Raw genomic sequence first — 20237 nt, forward strand, 5'->3', positions numbered from 1 at the left:
GCGGCCTCTCGCACCCAACCGTTGGACGGTGTCAACTACCCGACCCGGATGTAACGCGCCCAGCAATCGATCCGATTTGCAGATTGTCCGCGAAGGGTTGCGGGGCACGGCTATTCGTGAATACGACGAATAGCGTGATATGGGAAATTCAACCAGGGGGGAAGCCATGAACATCAAAACATCGGCGTTTATGGCAATCGCCGTCAGCGTCGTGCTCGGCACCGCTGGGTGTGGCGCGAGTTCGACACCGGCCGCCACCGGTACGCCTGCGCCATCGGCGATTTCGCCGAGCTCCACTGCCGTGTCTCCGCAGGCCAATGGGCCCGCAGTCCGGTCGGAGCCAGTCGCGGGACCGGCACCTGTCGCTACGCCGGATACTGCCGCTCCGGGGCCAGGAGCTGCTCCGGAAGTGACCTTGTCAGCACCCGTGCCGGAAACTACTTCTCCGGCCCCAGCCGCGGAACAAGGTCCCAACGGTAGCGGGCACGGTTTGTGCTTCGATTTGAACTCGGCGCTCGCAGCGTCGGCGCTCGCTCGCCTCGCGCCGCCCCCGGCAGGGGACGGATGGACAATCCAGGGGGCGAGCGGTGACCCGATCGAAGCGGGATGCTCCGGCGTCCTGTCGTGGATGACAGTGGAATGGCAGGGAATTCACCCTGGAACCCACGTCCTATTCTTCACCAATGGCGCATATCTCGGGACCGCGACGGCAAAGCCATACGGCTATACCCAGGTAATCGGAAAAACCAGGGATACGGTCTCGGTGCAGTATCGGTGGCCGAACCCCGAAGACGCATTGTGCTGTCCGCAAGGCGGACCGAGCGTGGTGACATTCACGTTGAATGGAACTTCGATCCAGGCGCAGGGACAATTCCCGCCCGACTGAGACCTCGACCGCGCTGAGTCTGCGTAGCGCGTGCTGGAAATAGAGGTCGGGCCGCGCTAGGTACTGCGGCCCGACCTCTATTCGATCCGACTCACACCTGCGGTGCCAACGGTCAACGAGGAACGGTAACCGGGTCTGTGCAGCTGGCGACGGCGTCGACCAACGAGCAGCTCTTCGGATCGTGGGTGGGGCGGTAGTCGGCACCGACGCCGCCACTCCGGGTGATGGCGGTGTAGGCCGGGACCGCGTCGGTCGGGCGACGGGTGAGCGTCGGGTCGGTCAGCACGTCTACGGTGTAGAGACCGAAACGAGGGCGGTAGGAACCCCATTCGTAGTTGTCGGTGAGGCTCCAGTAGTTGTAGCCGATGAGGTTGATGCCGTCGGCCTTGGCGCGTTGCAGCCAATAGACGGTGTCGCGCAGGTCGTCGGCGCGGGTGTAGCCGTCCGTGCGCGGCATGCCGTTTTCGGTGGGCATGCCGTTCTCGACGATATAGAGCGGCTTGCCCGGGAACGCGCGCGAATAGTGTTGCAGCGCATAGTAGATGCCCTCGGGCTGTAGCGGGTTCTTCCACAGCTCGGTGAGGTTGGTCATCCCGGCGAGGTTGTCGGGGGAGATGCCGTAGTAGTAATCGATGCCGATGTAGTCGAGCTGGGCGGCGATCTTGCTGATGAGCGGCCCGTTCACGATGTCTTCGGCGCCGGGGATGTAGGCGACGTTGCTGGTGACCATGGCGTCGGGCTGCCTGCTGTGGATGTAGTCGTAGATGGTGTTGTGCGCCTGTGCGATTCGGTCCTGCATCGCGGGCACCGACTGCGGTGACAGGCCGCCGTGGCGGAGTTCGTTGAGGATGTAGGCCAACGGTTCGTTGAAGGTGACCCAGAGCGGGTCGGCCTCGGCGTAGCGGTCGACGACCGTACGGGCGTTGGCGAGCCAGTCATCGACGATGGCGGGGTTGTTCCAGCCGCCGCGGTCGACCTCCCAGCCCGGGTAGACCCAGTGGTCGATGGTGAGCATGGGCCGCATTCCGGCCGCGGTGATGGCCTCGATGACGTTGTCGTAGAAGCGAAGTCCGTCCTGGTCCCATACGCCGGGTCGCGGCTGCACGCGCGCCCACTCGATGCCGATCCGGTACACCTTCACACCCAACTGTTTCGCCAGCTGGATATCGGACTGATACCGCGAGAAGAAATCGACCGAGTTCTCGTACCGGTCATCGGTTTTGCCCGCCGCGACATACCGGGACCAGTTGCTGTCGGGCGCATGGCCTTCGGACTGATACCCCGATGCGGCCACACCCCAGAGGAAGTCCGCGCCGAGCGGCGTGACCTGCGTGGGCGGCTCCGGCCGTGCGGAGGCCGGTGCGCCCTGCGCGACCGTGGTGATGGCGGCCAGCACGGCAAGGGCGAGGCCACTGAGGCGGAGTCGCATCGGAGATGCTCCTGTTCGTCGGGTGTGGTGAAAACCGTACAACGCTCGGTTTTAGCTGGCAAGGAATACCCTGTTCGTGCCTACACTGACTCGGTGGCGAAACGCGGCCCCTACGGCAAAGGTATCGAACGACGGGAGCAGATCCTCGATGCCGCGCTGCGGACCATCGCCGAGCGCGGCTACCTGGCGACTTCGGTCGCCGAGCTGGCGGAGGCGGTCGGCTTGAGTCAAGGTGGCCTACTGCACTATTTCGGGTCGAAAGAGGAACTGTTCGTCGCGGTGCTGCGCAGGCGCGACGAGACCGACCTCGCCGGCGTGCATGGTCCCGCGCCCGCCGCATTCGTGGACATCGTCCGGCGAAATGCGACAGTGCCGGGCCTGATCGAGCTGTTCACGCACATGCAGGCGGCCGCGGCGGATCCACGACATCCCGCGCACGACTACATGCTGGAACGCTATCAGCTTGGTACCGAAGGTCTTTCGCTCGCTCTACGCGAAATGCGGCGAACCGGCTCGCTACCCGAGGATCTCGACACCGACGGTGCGGCGACGATGTTCTTCGCCCTCGCCGACGGCCTACAGGCCCGATGGCTGATCGATCCGAGCATCGACATGGCAGCACTGCTCGAGCAATGGTGGGATCGCTACACCACGGCCGGTCAGCGGTAGCCGACTCTCCCGTGTGCTGCTGCCGATTTCGACGGTTGCCGTGTTAGCGTCGCCAGCAATCTCCCACGGCGTCACCGAAAGGAATTCAGAGTGGCAAGGCGAATCATAGAGGCGCTGGTTGATGACATCGACGGTTCACAGGGTGCCGAAACGGTGTCCTTCGCTGTCGACGGCCGCACGTATGAAATAGATCTGTCCACCGCGAACGCCGCGAAGCTCCGGGCCCTCGTCGATCCGTGGGTAGGCAAGGCGCGCAAGGCGGGCCGAGTCGCTTCGAATGGGAACGGTGGCCCGACGCGTGCCGTGGCCGATAGGGAGCAGCTCGCGGCGATCCGCGCATGGGCGAGCGAGAACGGCCATCGAGTGGCCAACCGTGGCCGAATCTCGGCGGATGTGACCGCGGCATACCGTGCGGCGCAGCATGCCCCGCAGGTGCCACCGCCGGTGCCGAGCACGCCGGACATCCCGGATTTTGTGGAACCCGAGAAGAAGCGCGCGAAAGCCGCCAAGGAGGCGGTCGCGGTCGGCGCTTAAGTGTCCCTCAGCACGCGCCTACGCTGACTCTCAGCGCGCAATCTCGTCGAGCATTGCTTCCGGCCCGGTCGAATCCGAGGATCGTGTGAAACCGGGCCGGATGCCGCGACCGACTAGCTCACGTTGAACTCCACGCTACAGTCGCCGTTGGTGTAGTTCTGATCCGATCCGTGATTGAAAACGCCGAGCACCAAAGCGATCCGGCCCGGTTTCGTGGCCATGGCAGGTATCAACAGAATGTTGTCGGGGCCTTGCACTTTGGCGGTAGTGTCTGCCTGCCCGTTGCGACCGGTGTCGATGTTCGCCCAGGTAACGGAAAACTTCTGCTCATATCCGGTCTCCGATCGAGCATCGGTGTGCAGCTTCAGTTCGAGCATCCCGCTGCTATTGGACGTGGCGAACGCATCGCTGGACGCCTGGACCGAAAAGTCGTCCGGCGTCGGGTAGGTGATCGTGCACAGCGGGTCCGAAGCAGCGTCCGGTGTCGCAAACGCGGTAGGTGCGATGCCGACCGTCATCGCGGAAACGCAAGCGGCAATCCCAAGCAGCGAACCCGAGTACATACGCGATTTCATCAATACCGTCCTATCGATCGTAGAGCCGTACGGAGCGAATGTGCATCAGCCGCTGAGCATTTCGAGTGCTGACCGGGGTCCGATGCTAGTGCGGACGGCGAGGTGATCGATGCCCAGTGACGGGGATAGGCGAGGTCGCCTCGAGCATGGTCGCGAAGCTCTGGTCACATGCCGAGAACCGACAGCGACCAGTCGCGCGCAGCGTTCTTGCTGTCGCCCGGCACGGTCCGCGTCGAGTGCGCCGCCGGGGTGATCCAACGAACCGACCGCCAGCCCGTCACCGGGCGCAGCACCCACGCACCCCACTCACGATGGAGGGCGAAGCCACCGCCGTTGTCGCCGGGAGCGCGTCGGCGCGATCGCGCCCACATGGTGGTGTGAACGCGCAACCAGTGCCAGCGATACGCGAGTCCCGCGGCACCGTCGATCTCGGCGTACCGGCCTGTGGTCAGCGGCATATCAGTTTCCCCTCGCGCAGTCGGCGGCGCAAATGAACCGCTCCATGGAGCTATCGCCGAAGTCGAATGATGTACCGCCGATGCTACCGACGGCATGAGCAGAAATACGCCACAAACCAGCTGTGCACTTGGTCTTGATTTCGTACACCCGCCGCGGGTTCGGGATACCCGTGTCGGTGCCCTGTTGCAGCAGCCACCATGACCCGGCGTCGTAGCGCTCCAAACTGAGCGTGAAGGTGCGTTGTCGAGGTGCCGGATTGCAGTCCGCCCAAGCGTTCCCGATGATCGACCCGACTCCCACTGTCGGTTTGATCGGCATGAATCCCAGGTTGCACGCCTGGCCGGGACCAGCGGTTGCGACCGTCGGCACGGTCCCGCCGAGGAGGGCGGCGCTCATCGCGCACACCAACAGCGCGATTCTGATAGCGATCTTCATGTGTTTCTCCATCAGGTCGCGGGTCACTACGGTCCGCTGTTTTGCGCCCAGTACCCTGCGGGCCGGACGACGGTAGGCAAGCTGAACTTGCGGAGGTAGAACGCACACCGCTCCGCCGGGGGCAGGGGGCGATTCGGGTGTTGCCAATGGCCCGGTCACTCGCTTCCGGACGCCGGTTGTCGTCGCTCGGAGTCGCGCTCGATCATCCGGGCCTTGAGTTCGGCGATGCATTCCGCCTGCGGCAGCTGGGCGAGGTGTTCCGCTTCGGTGCTAGTGATCCAGCCCCCGGCCGCCATCAGCGCGAGCAGGGCGGCGACCTCGTCCACTGATGGTGGATGCGCCTCGAACCACAGAATTTTGCCGGTCATCCCGTCGCTGGCGAGCGGCGTAGGTGGTCCAGCTGTCTCGAACTCGGCCAGCATTTCCGCGGGGCCGTAGTGCTGAAGGTGGAACAGCTGCCTGTAGTAAATCTGCTGCGGCGTCGCATTGTCGCCGCCGTCCTCGTCCGACTGACCCACGTCCAGAACCTTTCTGCTCGCCGAGAAAAGGAAGCGCCCAGCGCCGGGGCTTTCGCCACCCTCCGGCAGTTCTGTGAGCCGATGGTGTGCCCTGATGAGAGAAGGGCATCACCCGGCGCTGGGGCTGTTTCGAGCTTGATCGACAAGGCCATTCGTTCCCAGGTCTCAAACCGCACGGAACCGATACGCTTCCGGTACAACGGATTTGCAGGCGGGGATGGGGCGGCAATGATCGTTACCACTTGGACGGGCGTCGAGGTCAAGGCCTTATGGTGCATTGCTCTGAGAGTCACGGCCAGTGCGCGGCAAGTCAGCTCATGATCTGGACACCGCCCTTGCAGGACTGAGCGAGGATCAGGCCGAACGGTTTTCGGTGGCCGTATCGAAAGCCCGGGCGCAGAATCCCAGGCATCCTGGCGTAGACGAGGTTGATGCCGCGACCGGCAGGCCACGCAAAGCGGTTGGCATCTACGCATGGGAAGTTGATAGCGAAGTGAGACGACGTGAGTTCGGGAGGCTGGCAGCGGCGACCGGAGCCGCTGCCATCCTGGATTCGTGGGAAACCAGCGGAAACCGCCTCGGCGCGACGGATCTACGGCGGCTGCTGGACGGCGTCGATGCCCTGGAGTTGGCCGACCAACGGGCCGGAGGCGCGCCGTTGGTGAGTATCGCGGTCGAACAACTGGCCGTCGCCAAGAGTCGGCTGGAAACGTGCGCGTTCGATACGCCGACCGGAAATGCGTTCACCTCGGCGACCGGCGAACTTGCGGTGTTGGCCGGATGGTTGGCTTTCGACGCGGACATGCATCCACTCGCGCGCCGCTGCTACTCCGATGCGATGTCCTTGGCGAGCGAGGCCGACGATCCCGATTTGACGGCCCACACGTGCCTGTACGCCGCGAACCAGTCCATTGCGCTGAGTAAGACCGGAGAGGCAAGTCCGCACCACGCCCTCAAACTGATCGAACGCGCACGCGACCTTATGCGTGGTCGGCCACCCGGCAGGATTCACGCCCTGATCGCGATTCGTCGAGCTCAGGCTGTGGGCTTGCTCGGCGACCGGAAGGCATTCGGGCGTGCGATCGCGACGGCGTGGCGAGAGGCTGATCAAGCTGCCGAACACGAATCACTCGAAGATTGTCCTAGGTGGCTGCGGTTTGTGAACCACACCGAACTCCGCGGACATGAAGCACGTGGCTACGGTCGGGTGGGCGACTTCAGGAAGGCGGTAGAGCTGTTCGAGGCCGCCGCGACCGAGCAAGCTGAAATGCGGAATGCCGTCAACGCGCGGGCCTGGCTGGCGTCAGCGCGCGCAGCAGTCGGTGACCTCGGCGGCGCGCTGCTCGAAGCCGCACCGGTGCTCGAGGAACTTGATAAGGCCGTGTTCTCGCCACGCACCGTAAAGGTTCTTCAACCTGTTCGGCGTGCTGCGGCGAGCTTGCCCGCTGGCGCGGAATTCCGGGAGCGGTTCGACGCCCTGACCCAGAGAGTGATAACCGCGTGAATGATCCTGACGGTATCGAATTCCAGCATCTCGACGCCGAGCAAGCACGCGGTCTGCGCGCGACGGTTGAAGAGATCTACACACGGTCCTACGTCGACGCGATCGCTTCCGGCGATCTATTCAACTCGCCGGAACAGTTCATGCACCGGTTCGACAGCTATACCGATCCTGCCCGCGGCAGCGTGTTCGCGATGGTGGTTGCGCGTATCGCTGGGAAACCGGCCGGGCAGACCTGGGGTTGGACGCTCGGTCCGAATGCGGCGTGGTGGAAGCACTTCCGGCCGGAGGACGGTATCGAGGACCGTGAGGCGTTCGTTGCCGAGGATGGGACGCGAACGTTCGGGCTGTCGGAAATCATGGTGTGCGCCGAGCACACCGGGCATGGTCTGGCACGGGCGCTACACGATGAACTGCTGAAGAGTCGGCCGGAACGACGGTCGACGCTGCTGGTCGAGCCCGACAACGAACGTGCGTATCGCGCCTATCTGAACTGGGGTTGGTCCCGTGTCGGCGTGACGAAGCCGAGTTGGCCGGACGCTCCGACATTCGATGTTCTGATACGCGATCTCGCATCGACTGAGTCCACAACAGTAGAAGGGCGAGGTGATCGCGCGTAGCTGTCGATGTTCGAAGTACTTGTCAACGCTGATGCGGTTTGTGGGGGTGTGAACTGGAGTTCGGAAGTCGGCGTGTTGCGAAGCTGTGGCGCGTAGGTGGTGTAGGCGGTCTGGCAGCTGATGCCGAACTCGCCTGGCCCGCAACGACTTCGGCACCCCCGTCGCCGCCCGCTGGGCGGCCGCCGGCGAATGTGGGCAGTTCCAGGGAGGGGCAGGTCCGAGTGGTCGCCTACGATCCTTGCGGATGACGATCTCGGGGGTGATGTGGTGTCGTCGGGTATTGCACTTCAGGACAGACTGGAAGAGGTTGCGGTGGTGGGTGCTCGGGAGCCTCGAGGCGGGATGGTCGGTGGTGGGACGGGGAAGCGGCGTCGGTGGGTGCGCCGGATGCTCGAGTCGGGCGTTGCGCTGGCGGCAGGGCTGGTTCTGGTCGTAGTCGGGGCGAATGTGCGGCTGTGGATGGTGTCGTCCGGGCATCGGTTCGAAACTGGATCGGCGCCAACTGTTCCGGTGGTGATCGTGCCGGGGGCGAAGGTTGGTCCGGATGGTTCGCCGATGGCTTATTTGCGTGGAAGGCTCGATGTTGCGATCGAGCTGTTGCGGGCGGGGAAGGTTCGCGAGATTTTGGTGTCGGGTGATGCGGCGGGAAATTCGGGGGATGAGATCGCGTCGATGATGAAGTACCTCGTTGAGCACGGGGTCGATCCGGCGCTTGTGCGGTCCGACGGGCTGGGGTTGTCCACGCGAGAGACGTGTGAACGGGCCCAGCGGTTGTTCGGTATCGAGCGAGCGATCATCGTTACCCAATCTCGGCATGTGCCGCGCGCTGTCGCGTTGTGCCGGGCCGAGGGGATCGACGCTGATGGGGTCGGCGCGTACTGCGAGTGCAGGCGGATGACGGTGGTGCGCAACAATATTCGCGAATGGCTCGCTGCGCCCAAGGCCGTGGCCGGACTGATCTGGCGCTAGCCGAATGGTCCGTGCCTCTGGCTGTGATCGAAGCGCGTCTGCGAGCTCGGTGCGGCCGGTGGCATGATCGTCACCTGCTGAGCTGATGACACCACCGGCTGGGTGGTCTGCGCCGAGGACTCAGGCGACGATCGGTCGGGGATACGGGCTGTGCATGGTCAAGAACTTGATGTCGAGGTCTTGTTCGAGGTAGTCCATGCGGTGTTCCCAGAAGTCTTGGAGGTGGGGGAGGGCGAGATGCCGATCCAGGTCTTCCTTCGACCGCCACACTTCGTAGAAGACGAAGGTGCCCGGGTCGGCGTTGTCCTCGTGGAAGTGGTACTCGAGGGCTCCGTCCTCGGTGCGGGTGGGGGTGACGAACGACAGCAGTAGTTCGCGTAGTTCTGCCGCGCGTTCGGGCTTGGGGCGGGCGAAGCCGACCAGGGCGAGTGGGGAGTTAGGTACGATATGTGCCATACCTGAAACGCTAGACGGTGAGATAGGTAAGAAGCAAGTCGTACCTTTGTGGGAGGGAGTTGCGGTGACCGATAGTGGTGAACCGAACCAGGCAGAGATGGAGTTGGGTCCGGTGCTTGCGGCGCTGGCCGATCGGCACCGTAGGCGGGTAGTCCTCACGCTGCTCGCTGAGCCGGATGGGGCCGAGCGGACATGTAGCTCGTTCGGGCTCCCCGTGTCGAAAGCGACTGTTACGCATCACTTTCGGACGCTGCGCGAGGCCGGTCTGATCCGGCAGGTCAACCGGGGAAACAGTAATATGGCCCAGCTCCGCCGAGCCGACCTGGCCGCTCGGTTCCCGGGCCTGATCGAACTGTTACGGGCGGAGATCCAGCGCGACGAAGCTACCCAACGGGACGAGATCGCGACCTGAGTCGAACAGTCGGGCGCGGCTCGAGTCGAGTGGGCGGAGTCCGCGGCGTCAATTGATGCGGTCGGCGTACCCCGGCGGCAGTTTGCTCGGCGGGCAGTCGATGACGGTGTCGTCGTCGGTGGCCTGGGATTCCAGGAAGGTGATGCGCCCCGTCGACGCGACGAGGGTCAGCGGGTACACCGGGCCTCGGTCGCGGGCGGTGAGTATTTCGTCGAGATTGTCCTCGTATCGGACCATGGTGAATTCGGGATAATCGAGCATCCATTGCGGATAGCAGATCGTGGTGTGCACACGGCGTTGGCTCAGCCACGTGATGATGATGACGGTGGTGCCCGTCGGCTCCACCCAGGCCAGCTTGTACTGGTCGCCGCTCAGCTGGACGATCTTCGCCGGTTGCTCCGTGGACCACCGCCCGAAATTCGGTCCCATCAGGCACCGGAACTCCGTCATGTGCGAATTGCGCACGTAGAGTTCGTATTTCCAGCCGTTGTCGTACGCATAGATCAGGTGCTTGCCGACGATGCCTGACAGGTCGCCTCTAAAGGCTCTGGCCCACGTGGCATCGGATTGCTCTGCGGTCATCGGTAACTCCTCCTCGGTCAACCTGTGCTCGTCGAGACCCGGGGTGTCGTCAGTGTCCAATGCGTGTTCGCGCAAGCCTATCTACTTACGAGGCGATGCGCTCGGTTTGCTGCCTCCGTCCGCCTGACTTCTACCTGCGCAAACCTGGATTGCGGCAGCTCACCGCGCGGCCGAAGCGCGCCACGAATCGATCGCTGCGGTGCTGCGTACGACGGTCGGCGATGGCTGCGGAAATGGCGGCGTGCTCGGCGATCCGCGCCGCCGCCGGGTATGAGCGGCCGGTCGATTCGGGCGACGGTGTAATCCGCTCGCCAGGCGAAACGCATTTCAGCACAGAATATTTCGTGCACGAGGGAGTAAAGGGGGAATCGAGGAGTCTAGGTCGAGGTGGTGCGCAGGGCGCGTCGCGCCGCGATCGAGCCGAAGGTCTCGCGGTCGGCGAGGAATCCCTCGAGTGCGAAGGTCGCGGCGCCGAGGCTGGCCGGGTTGTGCGGGAGGGTGGACAGTTGCAGCGTCACCGCCTCGAAGGGATCCGACATCGCGTGGTGTGCGGCGACGCGTCGGGTCACCTCCAGTAGCGGCTCGCCCAAGTGGCTGGCGACCAGGTCGCCGAAGACCATTGTTCGTGGGTTGAAGAGGTTCACCAGGTTGGCGACGGTGACGCCGAGGTAGTGGCCTGTCTTCTCGATGACCTCGCACGCGATCAGGTCGCCACGCGCCGCGGCGGCGGCGATGGCCGCGATGGTGAGGGCGTCGTCGTTGCTGATCAGAGGGCTGGCGGGGGCGAGCTCGCGCAGGGTTTGCACGATGCCGGGCGCGCTCACGTACGCCTCGACGCAGCCGCTGCGGCCGCAGGAGCACGGGCGACCGTCGAGGACGAGGTTGGTGTGTCCCCATTCGCCGGCGCTGTTGGTGACGCCGCGGTAGAGCATGCCGTCGATGACGACGCCGATGCCGACACCCGCGCGCAGCGTGACGACGATCAGGTCGTCGACATCGCGGCCGGCGCCGAACCACAGATGTGCCGCGGTGCTGGCCTTGAGTGGGTTGTCCAGGTAGAGCGGGTAGGGCAGTCGCTGTTCGAGCAGTGCTTTCAGTGGCACGTTGTGCCAGTGCCAGTACGGCGAGAAAACCGAGACGCCGCCCTCGGGTTCGACGAGGCCTGGCACGCTCAGGCCGATGCCGAGCACCCGGTCGGCCTCGCCCGCGGTCAGCTCGCCGATGCCGCGGATGATGAGTTCGGCGACGTCCGCCGGCTCGGTCGCCGTGGGGTCGACCGGGATTTCGACCGAGCGCAGCGCCGTCATGGCCAGGTCGAAAAGGTCGAAATGGATGCTGGTTTCGGCGATGTCGACACCGACGAGGGTGCCGCGGTCGGGATTGATCGCGAGGCGGGCCCGTGGTCGGCCGATGCCGGGCGCGTCGTAGCCGAGTTCGGCGAGCACACCGACATCGAGTAGTTCGGCGATCATGTTGCCGACTGTGGCGAAGGACAGGCCGGTGGCCTGTGCGATCTCCTGTCGGCTGGTGTGGCCCTCGGCGGCATATACCGCCTGAAGTACGCAGAACCTGTTACGGCGCCTGATGTCGCGCGCGGTCAGCTGGTACACGGTCGGGCCCACTCCTTCCGCAGGTGTTCGCAAAGATACCGGACCACTTCGGCCAACAGTATTTACAACAGTTATCCGAAGTCCTAGTGTAACCCGCATCACTTGCGACGCCGAATGTGCGTCAGATCACCTAGGAGTGCTCATGTCCTGGACCCACCGACGCCGTTGGACCAGCGCAGTTCTGTGCGGGGTCGCGCTGGCGCTGGCCGCGACAGCCTGCTCATCGGGCAAGGAGACCAGCTCGCAGACCAGCGGGCCCCAACACAACACGGGCGACATCAGCCTCGTGTACGCCCAGAAGCAGGGCGACCAGGAGTACTTCATCGGTGAGGCCGAGGGTGCGAAGGCGAAGGCCGCCGAACTCGGTATCGAGTTGAAGGTGGTCAACCTGGGCAACGACGCGAACAAGGCGGTCACCGAGGTCAACAACGCGGTCAACCAGAAGGCGAGCGGCGTGATTGTCGTTGTGCCGGATCCTTCGGTCGGGCCGCAGGTCGCGCAGCTGACCAAAGCGGGCGGCGTCGCACTGCTGACCTCCGACGATCAGGTCTGCACGAGCGGGCCGGACCCGTCGAAGTGCGCCAAGGATCAGCTCGTGCCACGGGTCGGCTTCAGCGGCACGCAGATGGGCACCGAGGTCGGCACGAGGGCCGGTCAGGACTTCAAGAAGGCCGGCTGGAAGCCGGAGGAGACCGCGATCGTCGACGCCTGGAAACAGGACGTGACCGTCTGTACCGACCGGGTCGAGGCCAACAAGAAGGCCTTCCGTGCGGCGGCGGGTGTGGACGTGCGGGTGATCGACGTCGGTACCGACAACACTCCGTCGGATGCTCAGAACAAGATCTCCGCCACCGTCGCGGGCAACCGGTCGGTCAAGAACTGGATTGTCATGGGCTGCAACGACGAGAACGTCAGCGGCGGCGTTGCCGCGATCCAGAACTCCGGGTACGCGGCGGACAACGTGCTCGGTGTCGGCCTCGGCGCCTACCTGGCGTGCAAGGAATGGCGCGGCGGCAAGCCGACCGGGTTCAAGGCGGCCCTGTTCATCAATGGCAAGGACGTCGGAGCGCTTGCGGTGCAGACGATCTACGACTACCTGAAGAACGGCAAGCCGATGCCCACCGAGGCGTTCGCGCCGACCACGATGGTGGACTCGCGCAACTGGCAGCAGGCAGGCGTCACATGCAGCTGACCGGGTTGCGAGTCACCGGACTCAGCAAAAGCTTCGCAGGGGTTCCCGCCCTGCGCGAGGTGAGTCTGGACTTTCCGGCAGGCGCGGTGACCGCGCTGATGGGGGAGAACGGCGCGGGCAAATCCACCCTGATCCGTATCCTCGGCGGCGATCACCGGCCCGACAGCGGCAGCCTCGAACTCGATGGTGCGGTGCTCGAACCGGCCACCCCGGCCGCCGCACGCGCGGCCGGGATTCGGGTGATCGCCCAGGAACCGGAGATCGTGCCGCACGTCTCGGTAGGCGAGAACGTCTACCTCGGGTCGTTGCCGCGACGGGCGGGCCGACTTGTCGACCGGGCGGCCCTGCGTGAGCGGATGCGCGCCGACCTGGCCAGGCTCGGCTTCGACCGTGACCTCGATCCCGACACCCTCGGCGCGAAATTGACTGCCGCGCAACGTCAACTGGTCGAGATCATGCGGGCGCTGACCACCGACGCCAAGGTGATCGCGTTCGACGAGCCGACCTCCTCGTTGTCCGAGCACGAGACCGAGTCGCTGTTCGCGCTCATCGGCCGATTGCGGGAACGCGGCCTCGCGGTGATCTATGTGTCGCACCGGATGCAGGAGATCTTCCGGCTGGCCGACCGGGTCGCGGTGCTGCGCGACGGCGCGGTCGCCGGGGTGCGGCCGACCGGCGAGACCACCGACAGGGAGATCGTCAAGATGATGGTCGGCCGCGACCTGTCGACCCTGTTCACGCGCAAGCGCAACGCACCAGGGCGAGTCGTACTCGACGCCGTCGCGGTGACCACCGACGACGTACGGGATATCAGCTTGCAGGTGCGGGCCGGTGAGGTGGTCGCGCTGGCCGGGCTGGTCGGCGCCGGGCGGTCCGAACTGGCCGGAGCGCTCGCCGGTGATCTGCCGATCCGCTCGGGCGAGGTACGGGTGGACGGCAAGCCGCTGCGGCTGCGCCAGCCGCGTGACGCGGTGCGGGCCGGGTTGGGCTATGCGCCGGAGGAGCGCAAAGCTCAAGCGCTGCTGCTGCATCGCGGGGTGCGCGACAACATCACCCTCGCGATGCTCGACCGGCTGCGACGGTGGCGGTTCATCCGGCGCGGCGAGGAGCGACGGCTCGCCGAGCGTTATGTGGCGGCACTGCGGGTGCGGACCCCCTCGATCGAGCAGGAGGTACGCAAGCTTTCCGGCGGCAACCAGCAGAAGGTGGTGCTGGCCCGCTGGCTGGCCCGCAAGCCCAAAGTTCTGATCCTGGACGAGCCGACGCGCGGCGTCGATGTCGGAGCCAAGGTCGAGATCTATCACGTCATCGAGGAACTGGCCGAGTCCGGTGTCGCGGTGCTGGTGATCTCCTCGGAGCTCCCCGAAGTGCTCGGCCTCGCCGACCGGATCGTGGTCATGCAGCACGGCCACGTCACCGGCGAACTCGATCGGAGCGAGGCGAGCGAGGAAGCGATTCTCGCGCTGGCCATGGCCGAAGACCTGACGACATCTCGAGGAAACCAATGACCGAACAGCAACTCGCATTGCCCACGGAGCACGCGGCTACCGGCACTGCCACCCGCCCCGCGCGCTATACCGCCGCGTTTACGCCGCGAAACCTGTTGCGCGCGATAGGGACCGGCAATCTCAGCCTGATCGGCGCGCTGGCGGTGATCGTGGCGATCTTCGGCTGGCTCAACGACGGATATCTGGATCCGAAGAACCTGGCCGGAATCGGTGATGCGGTCACGGTTTTCGGTCTACTCGCCGTGGTGCAGACCGTGGTGATCATCTGTGGTGCGCTGGATATCTCGGTCGGCTCACAGGCCGGTGTCGCCTCGGTGATCAGCGCGATGGCGTTCACCGCGACCGCGAGCAACGCATTGCTCGGCGTTCTCGCCGCGATCGGTGTCGGGCTGGTCCTCGGCCTGGTCAACGGGTTGATCATCGTCTACGGGCGGGTCAACCCGGTGATCGCGACGCTGGCGACGCTGGCCGCGTTCAAGGGGCTGGCCCAGTTGATTTCCGGCGGCAAGGCACAGGGCTTTGTACTGGACAACGACATATTCATCTTCCTCGCCAGAGGTAAGGTCCTCGGCCTGCCGGTGCCGGTCATCATCCTCGCGATCGTCGCGTTGGGTGTGCACATTCTGCTGAAGTACACCGACATCGGCCGAAACCTCTACGCCATCGGCGGAAATGACACCGCCGCACGGCTTTCCGGTATCAACATCAACAAGTACCTGATCGCGGTGTATGTGCTGGCAGGTGTGGTCGCCGCGATCGCCGGGATCATTCTGACCGCGCGCACCGGGTCCGGGCAGCCGGTTTCGGGCAGCGAAGGTCTCGAGCTCAAGGCGATCACCGCCGCGGCGCTCGGTGGCTGCGCGCTCAAGGGCGGCAAGGGCACCGTCGGCGGGACCCTGCTCGCGGTCATCCTGCTCGGTGCGCTGGACAACGGTCTGAATGTGGTTGGTGTCAACACTTTCTGGCAGAACGTCGCCCAAGGGTCGCTACTGGTGGCCGCGGTGGTCATTCAGCAGCGTCGCAGCGGTGAGCGCGCTGTCGGACTGCCGACCTGACCCGCCATGTCCTGCGGACACGCGGTCATCGCCGAGGCCGATCGATACATCTGGAGCCAATAATGAAGACGCTGCGCGCACGCCCCTGTGCCCCGCCGCCAGGGCGGTTGTGTGAAAGTCCGGTGTGGGACAGCCGCACCGAAGAGGTGCTGTGGGTCGACATTCGCGAAGGCCACATCCATCGCGCCAACCTGACCGGCGAACGTGACCTCACCCACCGCTCCACGGTGCGGCTGAACCCTCCTGTCAGCGCCGTAGTGCCATGCGCATCCGGTGGGCTGCTCGCCACGGTGGGTGACACCTTCTATCGGATTGCTGTCGACGGCACGGTCGAATCCGTAGCGGCACTGTCGTTTTCGGACGACGGGATCCGCAGGCGGATGAACGACGCGAAGGCCGACCCACGTGGCCGACTGCTCGCGGGCACCATGTCCGAGGACGGCATCCGAGGTAGCGCGGCCCTCTACCGGCTGGACCCGGACGGCACCCTCGCCGTTCTGCGCGACGGGGTGACGATCTCCAACGGGCTCGGCTGGAGCCCGGACGGCACCACGCTCTACTACGCCGATAGCCCGACCCAGCGCGTCGATGCATTCGAATATGACTTGACCACAGGCACTTTCGGCAACGGTCGGCCGTTCGCTCGATTCGACGACGGCGACCCCGACGGGCTGACGGTTGATGCCGAGGGCTGCGTGTGGGTCGCGGTCTGGGGTGCGGGCCAGGTGCGAGCGTTCGATCCAGCAGGGCGGCCGCGTGCCGTCGTCGACGTCGGCCCGTCACAGGTCTCCAGCTGCGGCTTCGTCGGCCCGGATCTGGACATCCTGATGATCACCACCGCTGCCGAAGGGCAGGCCGCCCACGAACACGACGCGGGCCGCCTATTCCTCTGCACGCCCGGTGTCACCGGACTGCCGACCACTCCCTATGCCGACGCTGGGTTGGTGAGTAGCGATGTCCGATAGTCCCTTGAACCTGAGCACACCGATCATCGCGATACTTCGTGCACCGACGGCCGCGCGGTTCGCACAGGTCGCCGCCGTATTGCACGAATCCGGTATTACGGCAGTGGAATTCACGCTGACCTCCGCAGGCGCGCTCGACGCGCTGCGCGACTACGCCGGATCAGGCCACCCCGTCGGTGCGGGCACGGTGCTGACCGCCGCCGATGCCGCCCGAGCCGTCGACGCGGGCGCGGCCTATCTGATCACCCCGGTCGTCAGTACCGAAGTCATCGCGGAGGCCCGCCGACTCGGCGTACCGGTGATCTCAGGTGCGTTCACCCCCACCGAGATTCACCGAGCGCACGCGGCAGGCAGCACCATGGTCAAGGTCTTCCCCGCTTCGGTGGGTGGACCCGACTACATCCGAGCCATCCGAGACCCACTGCCCGACATCCCACTGGTTCCCACCGGCGGCGTCGCCCGCACCGACGTAAAGGCATACCTGGACGCGGGTGCCACAGCCCTTGGCATGGGCTCACCGCTCATCGGAGACGCGTGTGTCGGTGGCGATCTCGAGGCACTGCGCGAACGGGTCTCGATCGTACGGGAGCAGTTGTCATGAGGAGAAGCTTCCCGGTCCCGTCGTGTGGTGGATCTGCCTGTGCCCTGGGCGATCTCGGTGCGCGACGCGGCCACAGGGGGCTGGTGCGGAGGCGGATGGTCATGAGGGGCGACCTGCCGTCCCGTCCCGCGACCGTATGTTCCGTGGTCCGTCTCGATGTCAGGTGCGCCCGCATGCCGCTCGTGCGTGGACGGGCGGTCGTCGAGGCCGATTTGCTTGGCGGGTTCGTGTGTACCGGGCGGGCTCTCGGTGAGTCCCCGGAACACGTGCTCGTCGTCCAGGAGAGGTTGCCGATGAGGGGCGACTTCCCGGCCGCGCCGTGCATCGGGTTCGCCTGTTCCAGAGGCGAACCCGATGCACGGCGTAACGGCCTGCTCACCGCGCGGGACCAGTTGTCATGAGGGGCAATCTGGTAACGCTCGGCGAGGCAGTCGGGGTCGTCGCCGCGACCGAGCCGGGACCGTTGGCGCCCGGTGCGACCATGCGGATGGATTTCGCCGGTGCGGAAGCGACTGTCGCCATCGGTGTGAGCAGACTCGGACACATCAGTGCGTGGGTGGGCAGCGTCGGCGCCGATGCTGTCGGCACGATGGTGCTGGATCGGTTGCGGGCAGAGGGGGTGGATGTCTCGCGATGCCGCATCGATGCGGAGTTGTCGAGCGGGCTGATGTTGCGTGAGCGGCGCACTGCCGACCGGATTCGGGCCACCTACTACCGCAAGGGATCAGCGGGTTCCCGGCTGTCGGTGGCGGAGATCGACCGTGCGCAGATCGCCTCGGCGCGAGTGCTGCACCTGACCGGTATCACCCCGGCATTGAGCGCGTCCGCGCGCGAGGCGGTGCACACCGCACTGGATTGCGCTGTCGATTCCGGAGTGACGGTGTCGCTGGACATCAACTATCGCCGCGCACTGTGGTCGCGATCGGAAGCGGCGGCGGAGCTGGCAAAGCTGGTGTCCCGAGCCGACATCGTGTTCGCCGGGCTCGATGAAGCGGCGTTGCTGGTTCCCGCGGGGAGTGCGGAAGAGATGGCCGAAGCGCTTGCCGCGCAAGGGCCTTCGCAAGTCGTACTCAAACTCGGAGCCGATGGAGCGCTGGCGCGGCACGACGGCGAACTGATCAGGCAGCAAGCGATCGCCGTCACGAGCGTCGATCCGGTGGGTGCGGGCGATGCGTTCGTCGCCGGGTACCTCGCCGGCGTACTCGACGGCGGGTCCGTGCGGCACAGCATGCAGCTGGCCGCCACCTGCGGTGCGTTCGCCGTATCCGTGCTCGGTGACTGGGAAGGGCTGCCGTTCCGGCGCGAACTCGGCCTGCTCACCGGGGCCGACATCAACCGATGACCACGAAGGGAAGACCATTGAGTCGTCTGGCAGACAGGGTCGCGGTCGTCACCGGGGCCGCGTCGGGCATCGGCGCGGCCACCGCGCAGCGGCTCGCCACCGAGGGAGCCGCGGTCGTCATCGCCGATATCGCCGAATCCGCGGGAGAGGAAGTCGCCGCGAAGATCAGGGCGGCCGGCCACCGTGCCGAATTCGTCCGGTGCGATGTGTCCCGCGAAGCATCGTGGGCCGATCTGCACGCTGCGGTCAACGAGCGATTCGGGCCGCTGGACTTCTTGTGCAGCAACGCATCCATGCAGGCGACCATCCCGGCGCACGCATTGACAGTGCAGCAGTGGGACGAAGGTCTCGCGATCAACCTGACGCCGCTTTTCCTCGGCGTACGCACCTTCATCGACGATCTGCGCGCCCGTCGCGGCAACGTGGTCGCCGTCTCCAGCGTGCACGCCCAATTCGGACTGCCCGGCTACCCGGTCTACGCCGCGGCCAAGGGCGGGCTGACCGCTCTGGTCCGGCAGCTCGCCGTCGAGTACGGACCATCCCGGGTGCGGGTCAATGCCATTCTCCCCGGCCCTGTCCTCACCCCCGTATGGGACAACGTGGATGCGGAGGGGCGGCGCATGTCCGCCCGCGCCACGGTCCTCGACCGCCTCGGCGCGCCGGAGGAGGTCGCCGCCGCGGTCGCCTTCCTCGCCTCCGACGACGCGTCCTTCATCACCGGAACCAACCTGGTCGTCGACGGCGGCTGGAGCGTGCGAAAGGAGTCACGGTGAAAATCACCGCACTGACGACCTATCTGGTGGCGCCGCGCTGGTGTTTCCTGCGTGTCGATACCGACGAGGGCATCACGGGTTGGGGCGAGCCGGTGGTCGAGGGCCGCGCGCACACGGTCGCCGCCGCGGTCGACGAACTGGCCGACTATCTGATCGGCAAAGACCCGATGAGCATCGAAGCCCACTGGCAGGTACTCACCAAGGGTGGCTTCTATCGCGGCGGACCGATCCTGTCGAGCGCGGTCGCCGGAATCGACCAGGCCCTCTGGGACATCACGGGAAAGGCTCTCGGCGTTCCGGTTTGGCAGTTACTCGGCGGCGCGGTCCGCGACCGGATCAGGGTGTACAGCTGGGTCGGCGGCGATCGGCCCGACGATGTCGCGCAGGCCGCTCTCGAACGAAAGCAGCAGGGCTTCACCGCGATCAAGATGAACGGATCGGCCGAACTCGAGCTGATCGATACGCCACGGGCGACCATGGCGATCGTCGAGCGGGTCGCCGCAGTACGGGAGGCGACCGGCGACGAATTCGATATCGCGGTCGACTTCCACGGCCGTTTCTCCATAGCGATGGCGCGGCGCGTGCTGCCGCTGCTCGAGCCGTACCTGCCCTTCTTCGTCGAAGAGCCGCTGGTGCCGGAGGCCAGCAGTCAGATCGGCGAGATCACCCGCGCCACAAGCATTCCCATCGCCACCGGCGAGCGGCTGTATTCCCGCTGGGATTTCGGCACCGTCCTCGATCAGGGTGTCGCGGTGATCCAACCCGACCTCTCGCACGCGGGCGGCATCTCCGAGGTCCGCAGGATCGCCGCCCTCGCCGAGACGCGCGATGTCGCACTCGCCCCGCACTGTCCGCTCGGTCCCATCGCACTCGCGGCCTGCCTGCAGGTCGGCTTCGCCACTCCGAACCTGCTCATCCAGGAACAAAGCCTAGGCATCCACTACAACACCGGTTCCGATCTGCTCGACTACCTCGTCGACCCGGCCGTTTTCGCCTATCGGGACGGCTACGTCGACCTGCTCGAAGGCCCCGGCCTCGGAATCCAGATCGACGAGAAGGCGGTTGCCCGCGCCGCCGAGCACGGCCACCGCTGGCGAAACCCGGTGTGGCACCGCAAAGACGGCTCGTTCGCCGAATGGTGACTCG

23 protein-coding genes are annotated in these 20237 nt (G+C 65.6%); 15 read left to right on the forward strand and 8 right to left on the reverse strand.

Going from position 1 to position 20237, the window contains the following annotated elements:
• Positions 1 to 628: 628 nt before the first annotated feature.
• Entirely contained in the window at positions 629 to 886 is a 258-nt protein-coding gene (locus ACLMAJ_RS19900; RefSeq protein WP_412015244.1) for an LppP/LprE family lipoprotein, read from the forward strand.
• Between the two features lie 112 nt (positions 887 to 998).
• On the opposite strand, the gene ACLMAJ_RS19905 is transcribed toward ACLMAJ_RS19900, so the two are convergent.
• Entirely contained in the window at positions 999 to 2315 is a 1317-nt protein-coding gene (locus ACLMAJ_RS19905) for a family 1 glycosylhydrolase (RefSeq protein ID WP_412015245.1), read from the reverse strand.
• A 93-nt stretch (positions 2316 to 2408) separates the two neighbouring features.
• On the opposite strand from ACLMAJ_RS19905, the gene ACLMAJ_RS19910 reads away from it, so the two are divergent.
• Complete coding sequence (locus ACLMAJ_RS19910; protein WP_412015246.1) at positions 2409 to 2984, forward strand: TetR/AcrR family transcriptional regulator; 576 nt, start codon at positions 2409 to 2411, stop codon at positions 2982 to 2984.
• A 90-nt stretch (positions 2985 to 3074) separates the two neighbouring features.
• Positions 3075 to 3518, forward strand: a complete 444-nt coding sequence (locus ACLMAJ_RS19915) for a histone-like nucleoid-structuring protein Lsr2 (RefSeq protein WP_412015247.1) — start codon at positions 3075 to 3077, stop codon at positions 3516 to 3518.
• 113 nt (positions 3519 to 3631) lie between these two features.
• On the opposite strand, the gene ACLMAJ_RS19920 is transcribed toward ACLMAJ_RS19915, so the two are convergent.
• The 4 genes from ACLMAJ_RS19920 to ACLMAJ_RS19935 form a co-directional block, all read right to left on the reverse strand.
• Entirely contained in the window at positions 3632 to 4036 is a 405-nt protein-coding gene (locus ACLMAJ_RS19920) for a hypothetical protein (RefSeq protein WP_412015248.1), read from the reverse strand.
• A 221-nt stretch (positions 4037 to 4257) separates the two neighbouring features.
• Positions 4258 to 4551, reverse strand: a complete 294-nt coding sequence (locus tag ACLMAJ_RS19925) for a hypothetical protein (RefSeq protein ID WP_412015249.1) — start codon at positions 4549 to 4551, stop codon at positions 4258 to 4260.
• 1 nt (position 4552) lies between these two features.
• Positions 4553 to 4987 (reverse strand): hypothetical protein, encoded by a 435-nt coding sequence (locus ACLMAJ_RS19930; RefSeq protein ID WP_412015250.1) that lies wholly within the window; start codon positions 4985 to 4987, stop codon positions 4553 to 4555.
• A gap of 155 nt (positions 4988 to 5142) precedes the next feature.
• Positions 5143 to 5505 (reverse strand): hypothetical protein, encoded by a 363-nt coding sequence (locus ACLMAJ_RS19935; RefSeq protein ID WP_412015251.1) that lies wholly within the window; start codon positions 5503 to 5505, stop codon positions 5143 to 5145.
• 298 nt (positions 5506 to 5803) lie between these two features.
• On the opposite strand from ACLMAJ_RS19935, the gene ACLMAJ_RS19940 reads away from it, so the two are divergent.
• From ACLMAJ_RS19940 to ACLMAJ_RS19950, 3 genes are all read left to right on the forward strand, one after another.
• On the forward strand, positions 5804 to 7009 hold the full coding sequence (locus tag ACLMAJ_RS19940; RefSeq protein WP_412015252.1) for an NsdA family TPR-like regulatory protein: 1206 nt from the start codon (positions 5804 to 5806) through the stop codon (positions 7007 to 7009).
• Complete coding sequence (locus ACLMAJ_RS19945) at positions 7006 to 7626, forward strand: GNAT family N-acetyltransferase (RefSeq protein WP_412015253.1); 621 nt, start codon at positions 7006 to 7008, stop codon at positions 7624 to 7626. The genes ACLMAJ_RS19940 and ACLMAJ_RS19945 overlap by 4 nt, the downstream gene beginning before the upstream one ends.
• A 387-nt stretch (positions 7627 to 8013) precedes the next feature.
• On the forward strand, positions 8014 to 8595 hold the full coding sequence (locus ACLMAJ_RS19950; protein ID WP_412015254.1) for a SanA/YdcF family protein: 582 nt from the start codon (positions 8014 to 8016) through the stop codon (positions 8593 to 8595).
• A gap of 120 nt (positions 8596 to 8715) precedes the next feature.
• On the opposite strand, the gene ACLMAJ_RS19955 is transcribed toward ACLMAJ_RS19950, so the two are convergent.
• Entirely contained in the window at positions 8716 to 9051 is a 336-nt protein-coding gene (locus tag ACLMAJ_RS19955; RefSeq protein ID WP_412015255.1) for a putative quinol monooxygenase, read from the reverse strand.
• 64 nt (positions 9052 to 9115) lie between these two features.
• Between ACLMAJ_RS19955 and ACLMAJ_RS19960 the strand changes: the two genes are divergently transcribed.
• Positions 9116 to 9463 (forward strand): ArsR/SmtB family transcription factor, encoded by a 348-nt coding sequence (locus ACLMAJ_RS19960; protein ID WP_412015256.1) that lies wholly within the window; start codon positions 9116 to 9118, stop codon positions 9461 to 9463.
• Between the two features lie 48 nt (positions 9464 to 9511).
• Here ACLMAJ_RS19960 and ACLMAJ_RS19965 read toward each other — a convergent pair whose 3' ends face one another.
• Positions 9512 to 10045: a phenolic acid decarboxylase gene (locus ACLMAJ_RS19965; protein WP_412015257.1), complete on the reverse strand. Its 534-nt coding sequence runs from the start codon at positions 10043 to 10045 to the stop codon at positions 9512 to 9514.
• A gap of 377 nt (positions 10046 to 10422) precedes the next feature.
• On the reverse strand, positions 10423 to 11655 hold the full coding sequence (locus ACLMAJ_RS19970) for an ROK family protein (RefSeq protein WP_412015258.1): 1233 nt from the start codon (positions 11653 to 11655) through the stop codon (positions 10423 to 10425).
• A 142-nt stretch (positions 11656 to 11797) separates the two neighbouring features.
• On the opposite strand from ACLMAJ_RS19970, the gene ACLMAJ_RS19975 reads away from it, so the two are divergent.
• The 8 genes from ACLMAJ_RS19975 to dgoD all read left to right on the forward strand — a co-directional run bounded on the left by ACLMAJ_RS19975 (position 11798) and on the right by dgoD (position 20233).
• A complete protein-coding gene (locus ACLMAJ_RS19975; protein ID WP_412015259.1) occupies positions 11798 to 12847 on the forward strand; it encodes a substrate-binding domain-containing protein in 1050 nt (349 codons plus the stop codon).
• Entirely contained in the window at positions 12838 to 14355 is a 1518-nt protein-coding gene (locus ACLMAJ_RS19980) for a sugar ABC transporter ATP-binding protein (RefSeq protein ID WP_412015260.1), read from the forward strand. The genes ACLMAJ_RS19975 and ACLMAJ_RS19980 overlap by 10 nt, the downstream gene beginning before the upstream one ends.
• Entirely contained in the window at positions 14352 to 15410 is a 1059-nt protein-coding gene (locus ACLMAJ_RS19985; protein WP_412015261.1) for an ABC transporter permease, read from the forward strand. Before ACLMAJ_RS19980 ends, ACLMAJ_RS19985 begins: the two co-directional genes overlap by 4 nt.
• Positions 15411 to 15472: 62 nt before the next feature.
• The gene (locus tag ACLMAJ_RS19990) at positions 15473 to 16375 is read left to right on the forward strand and encodes an SMP-30/gluconolactonase/LRE family protein (protein WP_412015262.1); all 903 of its coding nucleotides are present in this window, start codon (positions 15473 to 15475) and stop codon (positions 16373 to 16375) included.
• The gene (locus tag ACLMAJ_RS19995) at positions 16365 to 16976 is read left to right on the forward strand and encodes a bifunctional 4-hydroxy-2-oxoglutarate aldolase/2-dehydro-3-deoxy-phosphogluconate aldolase (RefSeq protein ID WP_412015263.1); all 612 of its coding nucleotides are present in this window, start codon (positions 16365 to 16367) and stop codon (positions 16974 to 16976) included. Before ACLMAJ_RS19990 ends, ACLMAJ_RS19995 begins: the two co-directional genes overlap by 11 nt.
• A gap of 397 nt (positions 16977 to 17373) precedes the next feature.
• Positions 17374 to 18318 carry a sugar kinase gene (locus ACLMAJ_RS20000; protein WP_412015264.1) on the forward strand — a complete coding sequence of 315 codons (945 nt, stop codon included), beginning with the start codon at positions 17374 to 17376 and terminating at the stop codon, positions 18316 to 18318.
• Between the two features lie 17 nt (positions 18319 to 18335).
• Complete coding sequence (locus ACLMAJ_RS20005; RefSeq protein ID WP_412015266.1) at positions 18336 to 19091, forward strand: SDR family NAD(P)-dependent oxidoreductase; 756 nt, start codon at positions 18336 to 18338, stop codon at positions 19089 to 19091.
• On the forward strand, positions 19088 to 20233 hold the full coding sequence (gene dgoD, locus ACLMAJ_RS20010) for a galactonate dehydratase (protein ID WP_412015267.1): 1146 nt from the start codon (positions 19088 to 19090) through the stop codon (positions 20231 to 20233). The genes ACLMAJ_RS20005 and dgoD overlap by 4 nt, the downstream gene beginning before the upstream one ends.
• Positions 20234 to 20237 lie beyond the last annotated feature (4 nt).

The organism is Nocardia arseniciresistens (assembly GCF_046764875.1).
GTDB classification, from domain to species: domain Bacteria; phylum Actinomycetota; class Actinomycetes; order Mycobacteriales; family Mycobacteriaceae; genus Nocardia; species Nocardia arseniciresistens.

Bases quoted from the DNA above. Each gene is read 5' to 3' on its own strand.
- ACLMAJ_RS19950 (WP_412015254.1), top strand. From the start codon at position 8,014: ATGCTCGAGTCGGGCGTTGCGCTGGCGGCAGGGCTGGTTCTGGTCGTA.
- ACLMAJ_RS19925 (WP_412015249.1), bottom strand. From the start codon at position 4,551: ATGCCGCTGACCACAGGCCGGTACGCCGAGATCGACGGTGCCGCGGGA.
- ACLMAJ_RS19990 (WP_412015262.1), top strand. From the start codon at position 15,473: ATGAAGACGCTGCGCGCACGCCCCTGTGCCCCGCCGCCAGGGCGGTTG.
- ACLMAJ_RS19985 (WP_412015261.1), top strand. From the start codon at position 14,352: ATGACCGAACAGCAACTCGCATTGCCCACGGAGCACGCGGCTACCGGC.
- ACLMAJ_RS19995 (WP_412015263.1), top strand. From the start codon at position 16,365: ATGTCCGATAGTCCCTTGAACCTGAGCACACCGATCATCGCGATACTT.
- ACLMAJ_RS19975 (WP_412015259.1), top strand. From the start codon at position 11,798: ATGTCCTGGACCCACCGACGCCGTTGGACCAGCGCAGTTCTGTGCGGG.
- ACLMAJ_RS19965 (WP_412015257.1), bottom strand. From the start codon at position 10,045: ATGACCGCAGAGCAATCCGATGCCACGTGGGCCAGAGCCTTTAGAGGC.
- ACLMAJ_RS19920 (WP_412015248.1), bottom strand. From the start codon at position 4,036: ATGACGGTCGGCATCGCACCTACCGCGTTTGCGACACCGGACGCTGCT.
- ACLMAJ_RS19930 (WP_412015250.1), bottom strand. From the start codon at position 4,987: ATGAAGATCGCTATCAGAATCGCGCTGTTGGTGTGCGCGATGAGCGCC.
- ACLMAJ_RS19980 (WP_412015260.1), top strand. From the start codon at position 12,838: ATGCAGCTGACCGGGTTGCGAGTCACCGGACTCAGCAAAAGCTTCGCA.
- ACLMAJ_RS20000 (WP_412015264.1), top strand. From the start codon at position 17,374: ATGAGGGGCAATCTGGTAACGCTCGGCGAGGCAGTCGGGGTCGTCGCC.
- ACLMAJ_RS19905 (WP_412015245.1), bottom strand. From the start codon at position 2,315: ATGCGACTCCGCCTCAGTGGCCTCGCCCTTGCCGTGCTGGCCGCCATC.
- ACLMAJ_RS19900 (WP_412015244.1), top strand. From the start codon at position 629: ATGACAGTGGAATGGCAGGGAATTCACCCTGGAACCCACGTCCTATTC.
- ACLMAJ_RS19955 (WP_412015255.1), bottom strand. From the start codon at position 9,051: ATGGCACATATCGTACCTAACTCCCCACTCGCCCTGGTCGGCTTCGCC.